The sequence below is a fragment of the Actinomyces gerencseriae DSM 6844 genome, from assembly GCF_000429265.1.
Lineage (GTDB): Bacteria > Actinomycetota > Actinomycetes > Actinomycetales > Actinomycetaceae > Actinomyces > Actinomyces gerencseriae.
Map to the genome: position 1 here is coordinate 25,708 of NZ_AUBN01000003.1, position 14,107 is coordinate 39,814.

The window sequence follows — 14,107 nt, forward strand, 5'->3', positions numbered from 1 at the left end:
CCGGCCGGGGAGGCTCGGGGCGCGCCGGTCGCTCGGGCCCGGATCCCGCCGTTCGGGCCCGGGGATCTGGAGCCCGGGCCGTGCCGCCGGAGCGGGCTCGGATCCCGCCGCTCGGGCCCGGCCGCTCCCGGCTCGGGGCGCGCCGCTCGGGCTCGGCCTCGGAACCGGGCGTCGCCGTACGCTGGGCCCATGACCGATGCCCCGCTCCCGCGGCCCCCTCGGGCCCCGCAGCAGCCGCCCGGCGATCCCGTTGCGCTGCCCGATCCCACCGGCGACCTCGGAGCCCTCGCCCTCGCCCTGGTGTCCGCCCCGAGCGTGTCCGGCGCCGAGGGCCCGCTGGCCGACGCCGTCCAGGCCGCTCTGGCGGCACGGGGGCATCTGGAGGTCCTGCGGCACGGCAACACGGTCGTCGCCCGCACCCGTCTGGGCCGCCCCGAGAGGATCGTCGTCGCCGGTCACCTGGACACCGTCCCCGTCTCGCGTCGCACCGGCAACGTCCCGGGCCGCATGGAGACGCGCGACGGCCGGCCGGTCGTGTGGGGGCGCGGCAGTGTCGACATGAAGGGCGGCGTCGCCGTCGGCCTGCACCTGGCCGCCACCCTGACCGCCCCGCGCCGCGACGTCACCTGGGTCTTCTACGACAACGAGGAGGTCGTCGATGAGCTCAACGGGCTCGGCCTGGCGCTCGCGGCCCACCCGGACTGGTTCGAGGCCGACCTGGCGGTGCTCGGCGAGCCCACCGGCGCGGGCATCGAGGGCGGCTGCAACGGCACCCTGCGCCTCATCCTGGACGTGCCCGGGCTGGCCGCGCACTCGGCACGGGCCTGGCGCGGCGTCAACGCCATTCACGCCGCCTCCACCCTCATCGAGCGGGTCCGAGCCGCTCCGGTGCGGACCGTCGAGGTCGAGGGCCTGGCCTACCGGGAGTCCTTCAGCGTCGTCCTCATCGAGGGGGGCGTGGCGGCCAACACGATCCCCGACCGCTGCCGCCTCACGGTCAACTACCGCTTCGCCCCCGACCTGACGGCCGAGGAGGCCCTCACTCGCGCCCGGCGCGTCCTGGCGGGACTCGCCCCCGACCGTCCCGGCGTCGACGACGGGGCGGGCCCGGTCATCGACGCCGGCACCGGGGCGGTCGCGGTCGAGCTCGACGACCTGAGCCCGCCCGCCCGCCCGGGTCTCGACTCCCCCATGGCGCGCGAGCTCATCGATCTGGTGCGCGAGCGCGGGGGAGGGGTCGGCCCCAAGTACGGGTGGACCGACGTCGCCCGCTTCTCCGCGGCCGGCGTGCCCGCGGTGAACCTCGGCCCGGGCGACCCGATGCTGTGCCACACCGACGACGAGCACTGCCCCGTGGACCAGATCGAGGCGGTCGCGGACGCGCTGCGCGCCTGGCTCGCGTGATGGTCCGGGCGGCGTGTCCGACGGCACCCGCCGGTACCGCCGCGCGATGGGGGATCATGCCCCCATGACGAGCAAGATACGTGAGACCTACCGCAAGGGGCCCGTGCTGCTGCGCGGGACTCAGATCCCCGCTCGGACCACCGACGCGCGCCTGCTGGACCGTCGAGGCGACGCCGACTGGCTCCACTCCGATCCGTGGCGCGTCCTGCGCATCCAGTCCGAGTTCGTCGAGGGGTTCGGCGCGCTGGCCGAGCTGGGGCCGGCGATCGGCGTCTTCGGGTCGGCGCGCACCGCCGCCGACGACCCGGCCTACGCCCTGGCCGAGCGGATCGGAGCGGGCCTGGCGCGCAGCGGCTACGGCGTCATCACCGGCGGGGGCCCCGGAATGATGGAGGCCGCCAACAAGGGCGCCCATGAGGCCGGCGGCGCCTCCGTGGGACTCGGCATCGAGCTCCCCCGGGAGCAGGAGATGAATCAGTACGTCGACCTGGGCATCGACTTCCGCTACTTCTTCGCGCGCAAGACGATGTTCCTGAAGTACTCGGACGGCTTCGTCGTCATGCCGGGGGGCATGGGCACGCTCGACGAGCTCTTCGAGGCAGTCACCCTGGTCCAGACCGGCAAGGTCTCCTCCTTCCCGATCGTACTGGTGGGCTCGGCCTACTGGGGCGGACTGGTGGACTGGATCCGCGGCACCGTTCTCGACACCGGCACGATCTCGCCCGAGGACCTCGATCTGCTCCCCGTTGTCGACACGGCCCGGGAGGCCGTCGACTACGTCGTCGATGGCGCGCGGCGGCTGCGGGCCGGTCGGGTCGCCCGGGATCGCGAGGCCTGACGAGGCGCGAGGCGGCCCGGCGGATGACCCGACGACCGGGCGGCGACGAAGCGGAACCGGGCATAGTTGAGCATTCGTGGACTTAACCACGTTCTCCTGAGGATCGGCGTCGTCGTGCCGTAGAATGAACTGGGCAGTGCGGTGATGAATCCGCGATACAGCACTGAAAGGGGAGCTCATGGCTGCCATGAAGCCCAGGACCGGCGACGGGCCTCTCGAAGTCGTCAAAGAAGGCCGCTCGATTATTATGCGCGTACCGCTGGAGGGCGGTGGCCGTCTGGTCGTCGAGATCACACCCAATGAGATCAAAGAGCTCCAGGAGGCGCTGGCCTCCGTGAAGTACTGATTCTCGAGCCGTGCATCGTATGCGGTGCCGACCGCGGTAACGGCAGGAGCCGGGTCCCCACGGGCCCGGTTCTCGTATGAGGGCGCAGGAGCACCAGTCCACTACTACTACTCCGGTAACAGGTCCTGCGCCAGTCGGGGCCGGCCCGAATCGGTCCGGGCCGGCATGGGCCGGTGCGAACCGGTCGAGAACCGGTTCGATTCAGGGGTCGGTCCGGGCGGCCCGGGGCCGGCACCGGGCTCAGGCCCGGCGGACGGCCACCAGCAGCCCGTCGCCCACCGGCAGGAGCGAGACGAGCACACTGTCGTGATCGCGCAGGGACTTGCCGAGCTCGCGCGCGGCGACCGTCGCGGCGTCGCGGCGGGCGGGGTCGGCGACATGATCGTTCCACAGGGCCCGAGTGACGGCGAGGACGCCGCCGATGCGCAGCATGCGCAGCGCCGCTCCGGCCAGCGCGGCGGACTCCTCCGGCTCGACGTCGAGGACGACCATGTCGTAGGAGCGGGCGGCCATGCGGGGCATGACGTCGGAGGCCCTGCCCCGGATGATCCGCGTGCGCGCCCCCGGGTAGCCGGCGGCGTCGAAGGCCCTGCGCGCCTCCCTCTGGAGCTCGGGCTCGACGTCGATGGTCGTCAGCACGCCGTCCGAGCCCATGCCGCTGAGCAGGCACAGCCCCGAGACGCCGGTGCCGGTGCCGATCTCGGCGACGGACTTCGCGGCCACGGCGGCGGCGAGCATCCTCAGTGCCGCGCCGGTCGCCGGGGACACGGGCGCGATGCCGAGCTCGATGCCGCGCAGCCTGGCCTCGGCGGTCTGCTCGTCCTCGCCGGGGAACTCCTCGGTGTAGGACCAGCTCAAGGTCTTGTCGGCGCTCACCGTTCCACCTTCCGTGCTGCGACCGGTGGTCGCGTGGGATCGGGTCTGCCCGTGCGGGGCCCGAGGCGGGGCGGGCGCGGGCGACTGCTCTCATTGTTCCAGGTTGCGAGCCCATCAGCGGTATCGCCCCTGGCGATGCGCACGCCGCCGTGATGCTACGCGGGCGTGCGGGATCGCCGTGCGGCACGCCGCGGCCCCGTCCGCCGTGCGCCGGGCCCGTGCTCGGTGTCGTCCTCGTTCCCTATACTGGTCGCGTGCTAGGCATCTCGGGTTCCGAATTCCTCGTCATCATCCTGGTGGTGGTCATCGTCGTCGGGCCGCAGCGCCTGCCCGAGTACGCCCGCAAGCTGACCCAGGCCGTGCGCCGTCTCAGGGTGTTCCTGGACGACGCCAAGGAGCAGATCGCAGAGGAGGTCGGTCCGGAGCTGGCCGACCTCAACCTGACCGACCTCGACCCCCGCAACTACGACCCGCGCAAGATCGTGCGCGACGCCCTGGGCGAGGACCTGGACGCCATCCGCAAGGACCTCGCCACCCCGTTCCAGTCCGTCGCCAAGGAGGCCAGGGAGACGGCCGACGCCGTCGCGACGGGGACGGCGCCCCGCTCGACCAAGTCCCTGACTCGGATGATCGATGGCAAGGCCGAGGAGACGCGCAGGGAGCGCGAGGCGCAGGCGGAGCCGTCGCCGTCCGGCGCTCCCGACGGAGACGGCTCCGGGGGCTCCTCCGAGAGCTCTTGCAGGGACTCGCACGATGCCGATGACACCACGGGCGGGACGACCGCCGGCGTCCCGGTGGATGCTGGCGGGGCCCCCGCCGACGACGGTGGGAGGGCCGCCGACGGGGATTCGGTCATCCAGGCCCCGGCGGCCGATGAGACCCTGGATGAGATCCCGGCGGCCGGGGCGGCCGATGAGGGCCCGGGTGGTCGGGCCCCGGATCCGGTTCCTTCGAGCCTGGTCGAGGACGCCGCCCAGGATGATGGGGACGCCGAGCGGTCGATCGGGAGGACCCGGGTGCGCCCGGTGTCTCCCCGCGACATCGTGCGCGCGGCCAACGCCGCCGCGCGCACCCGCGCCGAGGCCGCAACGGCCGTCGTCGATGCCTGAGGCCCGGGAGGTTTGAGATCCGGCTGACCGAGGATCGGGGCCGGCCGAGGCGACTCACTCACGACCGCCGACCGCCGGGAGCCCCTCGGGGCTCCCGGCGGTCGGCGGTCGTCAGGTCGCGACCTTCAGGCTGAGCCTGCGACCGGCCAGCCCGCGGGAGCGGTGGGAGAGCCTGCTCGCGACCCCCGCCAGCTCCAGGGCCGCGGGCGCATCGGCGGCCGGCCTGCCGCCCTCGGAGACAGTGGTGGGCACACCGCCGTCGGAGCCCTCCCGCAGGCGGATGTCCAGGGGGAGTTGGGCCAGGAGCGGCACCTCGTACCCCAGCGTTCGCGTCAGTGAGTCGCTGACTCTCCCGCCCCCTCCCGAGCCGAAGATCTCCAGGCGCGAACCGTCGGCCTGCGGCATGTAGGACATGTTCTCGATGACGCCGACGACCTTCTGATTGGTCTGGGTGGCGATGAGCCCGGTGCGCTCGGCGACCTCCGCCGCGGCGGTCTGCGGCGTGGTCACCACCAGGATCTCGGCGTTCGGCAGGAGCTGGGCCACCGAGATCGTCACGTCCCCGGTTCCGGGGGGCAGGTCGAGCAGGAGGACGTCCAGGTCGCCCCAGAAGACGTCGGAGAGGAACTGCTGGACCGCCCGGTGCAGCATGGGACCGCGCCAGACGACCGGCTGCTTGTCCTCCACGAACATGCCGATGGAGATGACCTTGACCCCGTACGCCACCGGCGGGACGATCATGCCGTCCAGCTGGGTGGGGACCCGGTCCACGCCGAGCATGCGGGGGATGGAGAAGCCGTAGATGTCGGCGTCGACGACGCCCACGCTCAGGCCCTGGGCGGCCATCGCCGCCGCGAGGTTGGCGGTCACCGAGGACTTGCCGACCCCGCCCTTGCCGGAGGTCACCGCGTACACGCGCGTGAGGCTGCCCGGCTGGGTGAAGGGGATGACCGGTTCGGCGGCGCCGCCGCGCAGCCGGGCGCGCAGCTCCGCCTTCTGCTCGTCGGTCATGACGCCCAGGCGCACGCTCACCCCGGTGACGCCCTCGACACCACCGACCTCGCGACGCGTGTCCTCCGTGATCGTGTCCTTGAGCGGACAGCCGGCGACAGTCAGCAGGACGCCGACGGTCACGGCCCCCGCGTCGTCGATCTCGACCGATTCGACCATGCCGAGATCGGTGATCGAACGGCGGAGCTCGGGGTCGATGACTCGGCCGAGGGCCTCACGAACTGCGTCTTCGGTGGGTGCGGACATGACACCATCCTAAGTGGCCGCGTGCGGTGGCCGTCGTGGTGCGCAGCACGTTGGAGGGGGCCTTCGCGCTCCGGGCGCGGCCTCGGGGCGGGATCGGGCGCCGGCCGGGTCCGAGGCCCGTGCTGCGCTCCGGGCGCGCATGGCCTCAGGCGTTCCGTGGCGGCGCCCCCTGCCCGTCCGGCTCCTCGGAGAGCTCCTCCATGAGCTCGCCGACGATCTCCTCGCGCGAGCGGCGCTCCTCGGTGAGCAGCTCCTCCAGGACGTCGCGCAGCTCGGAGCGCACGAAGTCCCGGGTGGCCACCTCGTTCATCGCCAGGCGCAGCGAGGCGATCTCGCGAGTGAGGAACTCCGTGTCCTCCAGGTTGCGCTGGGCGCGCTGGCGGTCCTGCTCGGCGGTGACGCGGTCGCGGTCGTCCTGGCGGTTCTGGGCCAGCAGGATCAGCGGCGCGGAGTAGGACGCCTGGGTGGAGAAGGCCAGGTTGAGCAGGATGAAGGGGTACGGGTCCCAGGCGGCTCCCTCGTTGATCTTCACCAGGAGCATGTTCGCCGCGATCCACGCCACGACGAACACCGTCATGTAGAGGACGAACTTCGGCGAGCCCATGAACCGGGCCGTCGCCTCGGCGAAGCGCCCGAAGCCGTCGGAGCGGGAGGCGCGCGCGGGATGGAACCAGCGCATCCACCGCGAGCGGGACCGGTTCAGCGGCTGGTCGAGCTGGTCAGGCATTGGCGTTCCTCTCGATCGTCTCGTCGGTGACGGCCTCATCGGCCTCCCGCCAGTCGTCGGGCATGAGGTGGTCCAGGACGTCGTCGACGGACACCGCGCCGAGCAGCCGACCCGCCTCGTCCAGGATCGGCAGGGCGGTGAGGTTGTAGGTGGCCAGCAGCCGGGTGACCGTGCCGATCGAGTCGTCGGCGTGGACTGGTTCGAGGGCCTTGTCCAGGATCGAGCCGAGCAGGCGCTGCGGGCGCTCGCGCAGGGCCTTCTGGAAGTGGACCATTCCCAGGAAGCGCCCCGTCGGGGACTCCAGCGGGGGGCGGCACACGAAGGCGATCGCCGCGAGCGCCGGCTGGACCTCGGCCTTGCGCGCCTGCGCCAGGAAGGTCGCCACGTTGGCCTCCGGGGGCAGGATGATCGGCTCGGTCGTCATGAGGCCGCCGGCGGTGTACTCGTCGTACCTCATGAGGCGGCGCACGTCCTCGGCCTCATCGGGCTGCATGAGTCCGAGCAGCTCGGTCGCCTTGGGCAGGGGGAGCTCCGAGACCAGGTCGGCGGCGTCGTCCGGCTGCATGGCGTCCAGGACGTCGGCGGCGCGGGCGGCGTCCAGCCCCGACAGCAGGGCGACGGCGTCGTCGGTGGACAGCTCCTCGACGGCGTCGGCCAGGCGCTCGTCGGACAGCTCGGCGGCCACCTCGATCTGGCGGGGCAGGGGCAGGTCCGACAGGACATCGGCCAGGTCGGCGGGCTTGAGGTCCTCCATGGTGGCCAGCAGCGCGGTCGCCCCCTGCTGGTCGGCGCTGCCCGCCAGGCCCGTGACCTCCTCGGGGCGCGCCATGAAGGTCTCCCCGCGGCGCAGTCCCAGGGGGCCGGAGGCGCCGCGCTGGACGAACAGGCGCGTCACCTTCCAGTCCATGCCGCGGTCGCGCTCGATGGCGACGTCGCGGACCGTGACGGGCCCCGTGCCGTCGCGCATGGTGACCACTCGGTCGAGCAGCTCGCCCACGACGAGCGTCTCGACGTGGCGCTGCTCGAAGCGGCGGATGTTGACCAGGCCGGTGGTGATGACGGCGCCCGGCTCGATGGCCGTCACCCGTGACAGCGGCAGGAAGACGCGGCGGCGGCCGGGCACCTCGATGACCAGTCCCACCGCTCGCGGCTCCCCGCGCATCTGGATCAGGACGATGACGTCGTGGACCTTGCCCACCGCGTCCCCGAGCGGATCGAAGACGGTCGTGCCCACGAGACGGGCGACGAAGACCCTTGATATAGTGCGCGTCCTGGTGTTCTCCACGAGCACAGACTATGCGCCCCGAGCATGATGGGCCGGTATGCGGCCCTGATCGGGGGCGTGGCGTGGGACGATGGGGTCATGAGTCAGTTCTCCGCGCGACCCGCGCTCTCGCCCAGGGGCGGCGTCATGCCCCGGGGCGATGAGGTCGCCTCCTTCGCCAGTTACGCCGAGGCCCAGCACGCCGTCGACTCCCTGTCCGATGATGGCTTCCCCGTGCAGCACCTCACCATCATCGGTACCGACCTGCGGCAGGTGGAGCGGATCACGGGACGCATGAGCTGGGGGCGCGCCGTTGCCTCGGGCGCCGGGTCGGGTCTGTGGATCGGCCTGTTCTTCGGCGCGATGATGTCCCTGGTGGGCTCCGAGTCGGCCGGCGGCATGAGCATGGTGACGGCGGTGCTCCTGGGCGTGGTGTGGGGGATCGTCTTCCAGGTGGGCTCCTACGCGCTGACCCGCGGGCGGCGCGACTTCACCTCGGTGAGCCAGGTCGTGGCCTCGCGCTACTCGATCATCGCGTCGTCCAGAGCCGCCGAGGCGGCGCAGGCCCTGGCCGGCGTGCCCGGCAACCTCTCCCGGGGCGGCGACGCGGCTCGTCGGGCCGAGGAGCGGCGAGCCGCTCGGGAGCAGGCGCGCGGCGGCGGCCCCACGGCCTTCGGGTCGCGCCTCGACGAGCGGCCGCGCTACGGCGTCCGCGTGCCAGAGGGGGTCGATCCCTCCGAGTACTCCGACGCCGGCGGCCCCGGGGGTCCCGGCGGCTCCGGCGCGGCGGAGGGGGAGGAGGTCGACCCCTACCTGCGGCCGGCGGACGACCGGGGGCCCCGTGCCCGGGGCGAAGAGGGCTCGGGGCGCTCCGACGAGCACGGGGCTGACGAGGCATGAGCATCCCCATCGGCCTGTCCAATGCCTGCCTCATGCCCGCCGGCGTCGAGACGACCTTCGCGCTGGCGGCCGAGCTCGGGTACGACGGCGTCGAGGTCATGGTGTGGTCCGAGCGCACCACGCAGGACTCGCGGCTCCTGTCCGTGCTCGCCGAGCGCTACGAGCAACCGGTCCTGGCCGTGCACGCCCCCACGCTGCTGCTCACCCGCGGGGTCTTCGGCGCCGATCCCTGGGACAAGGTCGATCGCTCCATCGAGCTCGCGTTCGCCCTGGGGGCGCCCAACGTCGTTCTCCACCCGCCCTTCTTCTGGCAGACCCGCTACGCCCGCGGCTTCGTGGCCGGGGTGGCTCTGCGCGAGACCACCACCGGCATGCACCTGTGCGTGGAGAACATGTTCACCTGGCGCCCCCGCGACGCCCGCTCCTCACGGGAGTTCCAGGCGTACTCCCCGACCTGGGACCCGGTGGGTCAGGGCTACCACTCGGTCACCCTGGATATCTCCCACGCGGCGACCTCGGGCTCGGACGCCCTGGCCATGGCCCGTGCGCTCGGCCCGACCCTGCGCCACCTCCACCTGACGGACGGGGTGCCGGGGTTCCGCGACGACCACCTTCTGCCCGGCCAGGGCAACCAGGACTGCGCGGGCGTCCTGGCGCACCTGGCGGACACCGGCTTCGAGGGCCGCGGCGGCCAGGTCGTCGTCGAGGTCAAGGCGGGATCCATGACGGCCGCCGAGCGCCGCGAGGGCCTGACCAGCGCCCTGGCGTTCGCCCGCGAGCACCTCGAGGGGGAGGGGCGCACCGAGAACGTCCACGTCCCCGCTCCCACGCGCAGGCGCTACCGCACGGGCTGATGCGCCGCCGCGCCGCCGGCTCGGCTCAGCAGGGGCTCTCGAGCTCGCGGTGGGCGGCGGGCTCGAGCTGGAAGGTCGCGTGCTTGATGGGAACCGGGAAGTGCTCGGCGACGCACGTCTGGAGCATGTCCAGGATCGCCGCGGCGTGCCCGTCGCGCAGGCACTCGTCGCGCACGACGACGTGGGCGGTCAGCACCGGCAGGCCGGAGGCGATCGTCCAGGCGTGCAGGTCGTGGACGTCCTCGACGTGGTCGACGTCCAGGACGTGGCGGCGCACCTCGGCCAGGTCGAGGGTCTCGGGCGTGAAGTCCATCAGCACGCGTCCGGCCGAGCGCAGCAGGCTCAGCGCCCGCGGGAAGATGAGGGCGACGATGAGGAGCGATGCGATGGCGTCGGCGCGGGTCCATCCCGTGAGCGCGACGACGCCCGCGGCCACGATGACCCCGACCGAGCCGAGCGCGTCGTTGGCGACCTCCAGGAAGGCCGCGCGGGTATTGAGGCTCGACCCGCGGCCGCTCGCCAGGACGAGCATGGAGACGACGTTGGCGGCCAGGCCGATCACGCCCATGACGAGCATGCCGTCGGCCCCGATCTCGCCCGGCGCGAGGAGGTCGATGATCGCGCGCACGCCGACGACGATCCCGACGACGGCGAGCATCCCGGCCTGGAGGGCGGCGCCGATGACCTCGGCGCGCCGCATGCCCCAGGTCGAGCGGTCCGTGGGCGGGCGGGTGGACAGGTGCGCGGCCGTGAGCGCGATGACCAGGCCGATGGCGTCGGTGAGCATGTGACCGGCGTCCGCGAGCAGGGCGAGGGAGCCGGTGAGCAGGCCGGTGACGACCTCGGCGACGAGGACGGTGGAGGTCAGGGCGAGGACGAGGGCGAGCCGGCCCCGCGAGGCGCCGGCGGAGTGGTCGTGGGCGTGATGGGGACGGTGGTCGTGCGGGTCGTGCCGGCCATCGTGGTCGCGGTGGTCGGGGAGGGGGCGGTCGGCGGCGCTCATTCGATCCTCTCCGTCTCCTCCGGCTCATCGCCGGCGTTATCAGGGGCGACGGCGACCGCGCGGGCGAGGGTCCCGGCGGCGACGAGGACGGCGGTCAGCTCGTCGGCGTGCTCCAGGACGCTCACGCGGGCTCGGCCGTGGGCGTGTGTGGAGATGAGTCCGGCGCCGCGCAGGATGGCGAGGTGCTGGGAGACCGTCGACTGGGCCAGGCCCAGGTGCTCGGCGAGCTCGCCGACGCGGTGCTCGCCGCCGCGCAGGTGGGACAGGACGGCCAGACGCGTGGGATCCCCGAGGACGGACAGGACCGCCGCCTGGGCGGTGGCGTCGTGGACGGCGGAGGTGTCGTCGGTGATATCGGTGGGCAGGATCTCATGAATGATCGGCACCCACCGATGATATCGGTGGGTGCCGAAATGATGTCAAGAGGTGTCAGAATCCTCGTGATTCGCGTGCTGCTCGTGCTGCGCGGCTCAGCTCTCGATCAGGCCGTTCACCCAGGCCTCGACGTCATCGGCCGTGCGCGGGATCGCCGCGGTCAGGTACTCGGCGCGGCCGTCGGGGCGCATGACGACGTCGTCCTCGATCCGCACCCCCATGCCGCGCAGCTCGGCGGGGACCCGCAGGTCGTCCGCCCTGAAGTACAGGCCCGGCTCGATCGTGAAGACCATGCCCGGGACGAGCTCGGCGTCCATGGACATCTCGCGGCGCGCCTGGGCGCAGTCGTGCACGTCCAGGCCCAGGTGGTGGCTCGTGCCGTGCACCATCCAGCGCCGGTGGTACTGCCCCTCGGGGCCGAGGGAGTCGGCCGCCGTGACGCCGTCGGGCAGCAGCCCCCACTCCTCCAGCCGGGCGGCGATGACCTCCATGGCCGCGGCGTGCAGGTCCTTGAAGCGGCAGCCGGGCTCGTTGGCCCGGGCGAAGGCCGCGTCGGCGGCCTCGAGCACCGCCTCGTAGACGCGGCGCTGCTCGGCGGTGAATCGCCCGTCCACCGGGATCGTGCGGGTCACGTCGGCCGTGTAGAGGGAGTCGATCTCCACGCCGGCGTCCACCAGCACCAGCTCGCCGGGCTGGACGCGCCCGTTGTTGTCGATCCAGTGCAGGGTGTTGGCGTGGTCCCCGGCCGCGGCGATCGTGTCGTAGCCCAGGCCGTTGCCCTCCTCGCGGGCCCTGGCCCCGAAGGCCCCCTCGAGCACGCGCTCGCCGCGCCAGTGGCCCTTCGCGCGGGGGATGGAGCGGATGAGGTCGTCGAAGCCGGCCTTGGTGGCGTCCACCGCCTTGCGCATCTGGTCCACCTCCCAGGCGTCCTTGACCAGGCGCAGCTCACTGGTCGCCTCGGCCAGCGCGTCGTCGACCTGCTGGGCCTCCTGCCCGGCGGCCAGGCCGGCGCTGCGCCGCACCCGGTCGACCAGCGCGGTGACGGCCGCGTCGGCCTCGGCGACCACTCGCAGGCCGACCCCGCCCGCGCCCGCGTCCTTGGCCAGGACGTCGGGCAGCGAGTCGATGTGGGCGCAGCGGATCCCGGTGGCGGCCTCGACCTCCTCGACGGAGGGGCGCACACCCACCCACAGCTCGCCGTAGCGCGAGTCGGCGTAGAACCCCTCGCTCGTCCGCGAGGCGCGCGGACGGAAGTAGAGCACGGACTCGTGCGTGGGCTCGCCCGCGGCGATCCGCTGGCCCGGCACGGTGAGCGGCTCGAGGACGAGGACCGCGTCGGGCTCGAAGTCGGTGCCCGTGCCCGCCAGGTGGGCGAAGGCCGAATGGGGCCGGAAGCGGTAGTCGCAGTCGTTGTTGCGGGTCACCAGCGTCCCGGCGGGGATCACCAGGCGCTCGCCGGGGAAGAGCGCTCCCAGGGCGCTGCGGCGCGTCGCGGCCCACGGCGCGGCGTCGCTGCGCTCCGGCAGGTCGGAGGGGCGCGGGCCCCAGCCCGAGCCGATGAACTCCCGGAAGGCCTTGTTGGTGGGCCGGCGGGAGCGGTTGCCGCCGCGCTGGCTCAGCGGCTGACTCGTCGGCTGGTTCGAGGGTCGAACCGAGGGGCCGTCGGTCGGTCGGTCGGAGGGGCGGGCCGGGGACTGCGGGGCCGCGGCGGACTCGGGCGTGGATCCAGCAGCCGGTTCAGTGGCTGATTCAGTGGCTGATTCAGTGGCTGATTCAGTGGCTGATCCGGTGACGGTCTCGGCGGCTCGCTCGCCGGCCGGCGCGGGGGCGACGGGGGAAGGACGGTTCGTCTCACTCATGACCGCATCCTCCCACCGGGCGGCCCCTCAGGCCGAGCGGGTCGGCTCCTCGGCCCGGGCACCCGACCGACGGCGGGCCCGCGACAGCACGTCGGCCGCGGCGACGGACGCCGCCAGCGGGTGAAGGTCGGATTCCCGCGCCCCGGAGGTCACGAGACGGCAGACCTCTGCCAGCTCCCGGGCGAGCACGGGCGCGCCGTCGTCGGGCACCGACAGGTCCTCCTCGCCCTCCGGGCCCGTCAACCGGATGACGCGGGGCCACTGGGGGTCGTCGAAGCTCAGGACGCGGTGATCGGAGGTGATGCAGCTGCCGGTCCCGGTGGGCGAGGTCTTCGAGTGCAGGCAGACCACCTGCAGATCCGTGAGCAGGGCGGCCCCGTCCGCGGCGCAGGCGCCGGTGATCCGGTCGTAGTCGAGCACCACGACGCCGTGGGAGTCGGCCGCATCCGGCAGGTTCCGCCCCGCGGCGGTGATCCGGCTCGGCGTCCCGAACAGGTGGATGGCCAGCGACACCGGGTAGATGCCCAGGTCCATGAGGCTGCCGCCTCCCAGGGCCGGGTCGAAGGCGGGCGGCAGCTCTCCGGCGCGCAGGTGATCCATGCGGCTGGAGTACTGCTCCCTGATCAGCACCGCGCGGTGCGGGCCGCTCCCATCGGCGAGCAGCTCGGGCAGGGCACGACGGATCGCCGCGGTGCCCGGCTCGAAGGCGGTCAGCCATCCCTCCATGAGGAAGCGGTCGTGGCGCCCGGCGGCGACGACCATCGCCTCCGCCTCGGCGGCGTCGAGTGCGAACGGCTTCTCCACCAGGACGTGGAAGCCGGCCTCGAGGGCGGCGATCGTCTGGGGGGCGTGCAGGGCGTTCGGGGAGCCGATGTAGACGACGTCGATGGGGGTGGGGCCATCGGGACGGCCCGCCGCGAGCATCTCCTCCAGCGTCGCGTACGACGCCCCGATGCCGTGCTCGGCGGCGAAGGCGGCCGCGCGCTCGGGGTGCGCCGAGGTCACGGCCACCACCCGGGCCTGCGGCATGACGGCGGCCGCCTGGAGGAACCACCGGGCGATGAAGCCGGCTCCCACGATCCCGAAGCGCACGATCGGCGGATCGGCCCCGGGGACCGCGGCGGTGCCGTCGGAGCGGGCGGACGCGATGGGAGTGAGAGAACTCATACCGGCATCGTCCCACACTCCGCTGCGCTCATGCCGGCGTTCGCCCCCGAATCGAGTCCGCGCGCCCGGGGGCCGCCCTCCCGCAGTCCTCCCGCACTGTCCATCCGCGCCCTCCCTACACTGTGCTC

General features: G+C 73.1%; 14 protein-coding genes. 6 read left to right on the forward strand and 8 right to left on the reverse strand.

The annotated features are described in order from the left end of the window. The first annotated feature begins 189 nt into the window (after positions 1-189). The 3 genes from dapE to G448_RS17210 all read left to right on the forward strand — a co-directional run bounded on the left by dapE (position 190) and on the right by G448_RS17210 (position 2,588). The gene (gene dapE, locus G448_RS0100145; protein ID WP_026406310.1) at positions 190-1,404 is read left to right on the forward strand and encodes a succinyl-diaminopimelate desuccinylase; all 1,215 of its coding nucleotides are present in this window, start codon (positions 190-192) and stop codon (positions 1,402-1,404) included. A 64-nt stretch (positions 1,405-1,468) separates the two neighbouring features. Then, on the forward strand, positions 1,469-2,242 hold the full coding sequence (locus G448_RS0100150) for an LOG family protein (protein ID WP_026406311.1): 774 nt from the start codon (positions 1,469-1,471) through the stop codon (positions 2,240-2,242). A 178-nt stretch (positions 2,243-2,420) separates the two neighbouring features. After that, positions 2,421-2,588, forward strand: a complete 168-nt coding sequence (locus G448_RS17210; RefSeq protein ID WP_084436160.1) for a DUF3117 domain-containing protein — start codon at positions 2,421-2,423, stop codon at positions 2,586-2,588. A gap of 240 nt (positions 2,589-2,828) precedes the next feature. Here G448_RS17210 and G448_RS0100160 read toward each other — a convergent pair whose 3' ends face one another. Next, positions 2,829-3,464, reverse strand: a complete 636-nt coding sequence (locus G448_RS0100160) for an O-methyltransferase (RefSeq protein WP_026406312.1) — start codon at positions 3,462-3,464, stop codon at positions 2,829-2,831. A 254-nt stretch (positions 3,465-3,718) separates the two neighbouring features. Here G448_RS0100160 and G448_RS0100165 point away from each other — a divergent pair, with 254 nt between their 5' ends. After that, the gene (locus G448_RS0100165) at positions 3,719-4,573 is read left to right on the forward strand and encodes a twin-arginine translocase TatA/TatE family subunit (protein WP_026406313.1); all 855 of its coding nucleotides are present in this window, start codon (positions 3,719-3,721) and stop codon (positions 4,571-4,573) included. A 111-nt stretch (positions 4,574-4,684) separates the two neighbouring features. On the opposite strand, the gene G448_RS0100170 is transcribed toward G448_RS0100165, so the two are convergent. From G448_RS0100170 to G448_RS0100180, 3 genes are all read right to left on the reverse strand, one after another. After that, positions 4,685-5,830 (reverse strand): Mrp/NBP35 family ATP-binding protein, encoded by a 1,146-nt coding sequence (locus G448_RS0100170; protein ID WP_026406314.1) that lies wholly within the window; start codon positions 5,828-5,830, stop codon positions 4,685-4,687. Positions 5,831-5,975: 145 nt separating this feature from the next. Continuing rightward, a complete protein-coding gene (locus G448_RS0100175) occupies positions 5,976-6,557 on the reverse strand; it encodes a DUF1003 domain-containing protein (protein WP_026406315.1) in 582 nt (193 codons plus the stop codon). Beyond that, positions 6,550-7,842, reverse strand: a complete 1,293-nt coding sequence (locus G448_RS0100180; RefSeq protein ID WP_026406316.1) for a magnesium transporter MgtE N-terminal domain-containing protein — start codon at positions 7,840-7,842, stop codon at positions 6,550-6,552. The genes G448_RS0100175 and G448_RS0100180 overlap by 8 nt, the downstream gene beginning before the upstream one ends. A 78-nt stretch (positions 7,843-7,920) precedes the next feature. Here G448_RS0100180 and G448_RS0100185 point away from each other — a divergent pair, with 78 nt between their 5' ends. Continuing rightward, complete coding sequence (locus G448_RS0100185; protein WP_026406317.1) at positions 7,921-8,721, forward strand: YflT domain-containing protein; 801 nt, start codon at positions 7,921-7,923, stop codon at positions 8,719-8,721. Continuing rightward, positions 8,718-9,575: a sugar phosphate isomerase/epimerase family protein gene (locus tag G448_RS0100190; RefSeq protein WP_026406318.1), complete on the forward strand. Its 858-nt coding sequence runs from the start codon at positions 8,718-8,720 to the stop codon at positions 9,573-9,575. The genes G448_RS0100185 and G448_RS0100190 overlap by 4 nt, the downstream gene beginning before the upstream one ends. 25 nt (positions 9,576-9,600) lie before the next feature. Here G448_RS0100190 and G448_RS0100195 read toward each other — a convergent pair whose 3' ends face one another. The 4 genes from G448_RS0100195 to G448_RS0100210 all read right to left on the reverse strand — a co-directional run bounded on the left by G448_RS0100195 (position 9,601) and on the right by G448_RS0100210 (position 13,979). Then, a complete protein-coding gene (locus G448_RS0100195; protein ID WP_026406319.1) occupies positions 9,601-10,578 on the reverse strand; it encodes a cation diffusion facilitator family transporter in 978 nt (325 codons plus the stop codon). Continuing rightward, complete coding sequence (locus tag G448_RS0100200) at positions 10,575-10,964, reverse strand: metalloregulator ArsR/SmtB family transcription factor (protein ID WP_026406320.1); 390 nt, start codon at positions 10,962-10,964, stop codon at positions 10,575-10,577. Before G448_RS0100200 ends, G448_RS0100195 begins: the two co-directional genes overlap by 4 nt. 84 nt (positions 10,965-11,048) lie before the next feature. Continuing rightward, positions 11,049-12,812, reverse strand: coding sequence for an aminopeptidase P N-terminal domain-containing protein (locus G448_RS14480; RefSeq protein WP_084436162.1), 1,764 nt, complete (start codon positions 12,810-12,812; stop codon positions 11,049-11,051). Positions 12,813-12,839: 27 nt separating this feature from the next. Next, positions 12,840-13,979, reverse strand: a complete 1,140-nt coding sequence (locus tag G448_RS0100210; protein ID WP_026406321.1) for a Gfo/Idh/MocA family protein — start codon at positions 13,977-13,979, stop codon at positions 12,840-12,842. Positions 13,980-14,107 lie beyond the last annotated feature (128 nt).

Bases quoted from the DNA above. Each gene is read 5' to 3' on its own strand.
- G448_RS0100190 (WP_026406318.1), top strand. From the start codon at position 8,718: ATGAGCATCCCCATCGGCCTGTCCAATGCCTGCCTCATGCCCGCCGGC.
- dapE (WP_026406310.1), top strand. From the start codon at position 190: ATGACCGATGCCCCGCTCCCGCGGCCCCCTCGGGCCCCGCAGCAGCCG.
- G448_RS17210 (WP_084436160.1), top strand. From the start codon at position 2,421: ATGGCTGCCATGAAGCCCAGGACCGGCGACGGGCCTCTCGAAGTCGTC.
- G448_RS0100150 (WP_026406311.1), top strand. From the start codon at position 1,469: ATGACGAGCAAGATACGTGAGACCTACCGCAAGGGGCCCGTGCTGCTG.
- G448_RS0100170 (WP_026406314.1), bottom strand. From the start codon at position 5,830: ATGTCCGCACCCACCGAAGACGCAGTTCGTGAGGCCCTCGGCCGAGTC.
- G448_RS0100175 (WP_026406315.1), bottom strand. From the start codon at position 6,557: ATGCCTGACCAGCTCGACCAGCCGCTGAACCGGTCCCGCTCGCGGTGG.
- G448_RS14480 (WP_084436162.1), bottom strand. From the start codon at position 12,812: ATGAGTGAGACGAACCGTCCTTCCCCCGTCGCCCCCGCGCCGGCCGGC.
- G448_RS0100210 (WP_026406321.1), bottom strand. From the start codon at position 13,979: ATGAGTTCTCTCACTCCCATCGCGTCCGCCCGCTCCGACGGCACCGCC.
- G448_RS0100195 (WP_026406319.1), bottom strand. From the start codon at position 10,578: ATGAGCGCCGCCGACCGCCCCCTCCCCGACCACCGCGACCACGATGGC.
- G448_RS0100185 (WP_026406317.1), top strand. From the start codon at position 7,921: ATGAGTCAGTTCTCCGCGCGACCCGCGCTCTCGCCCAGGGGCGGCGTC.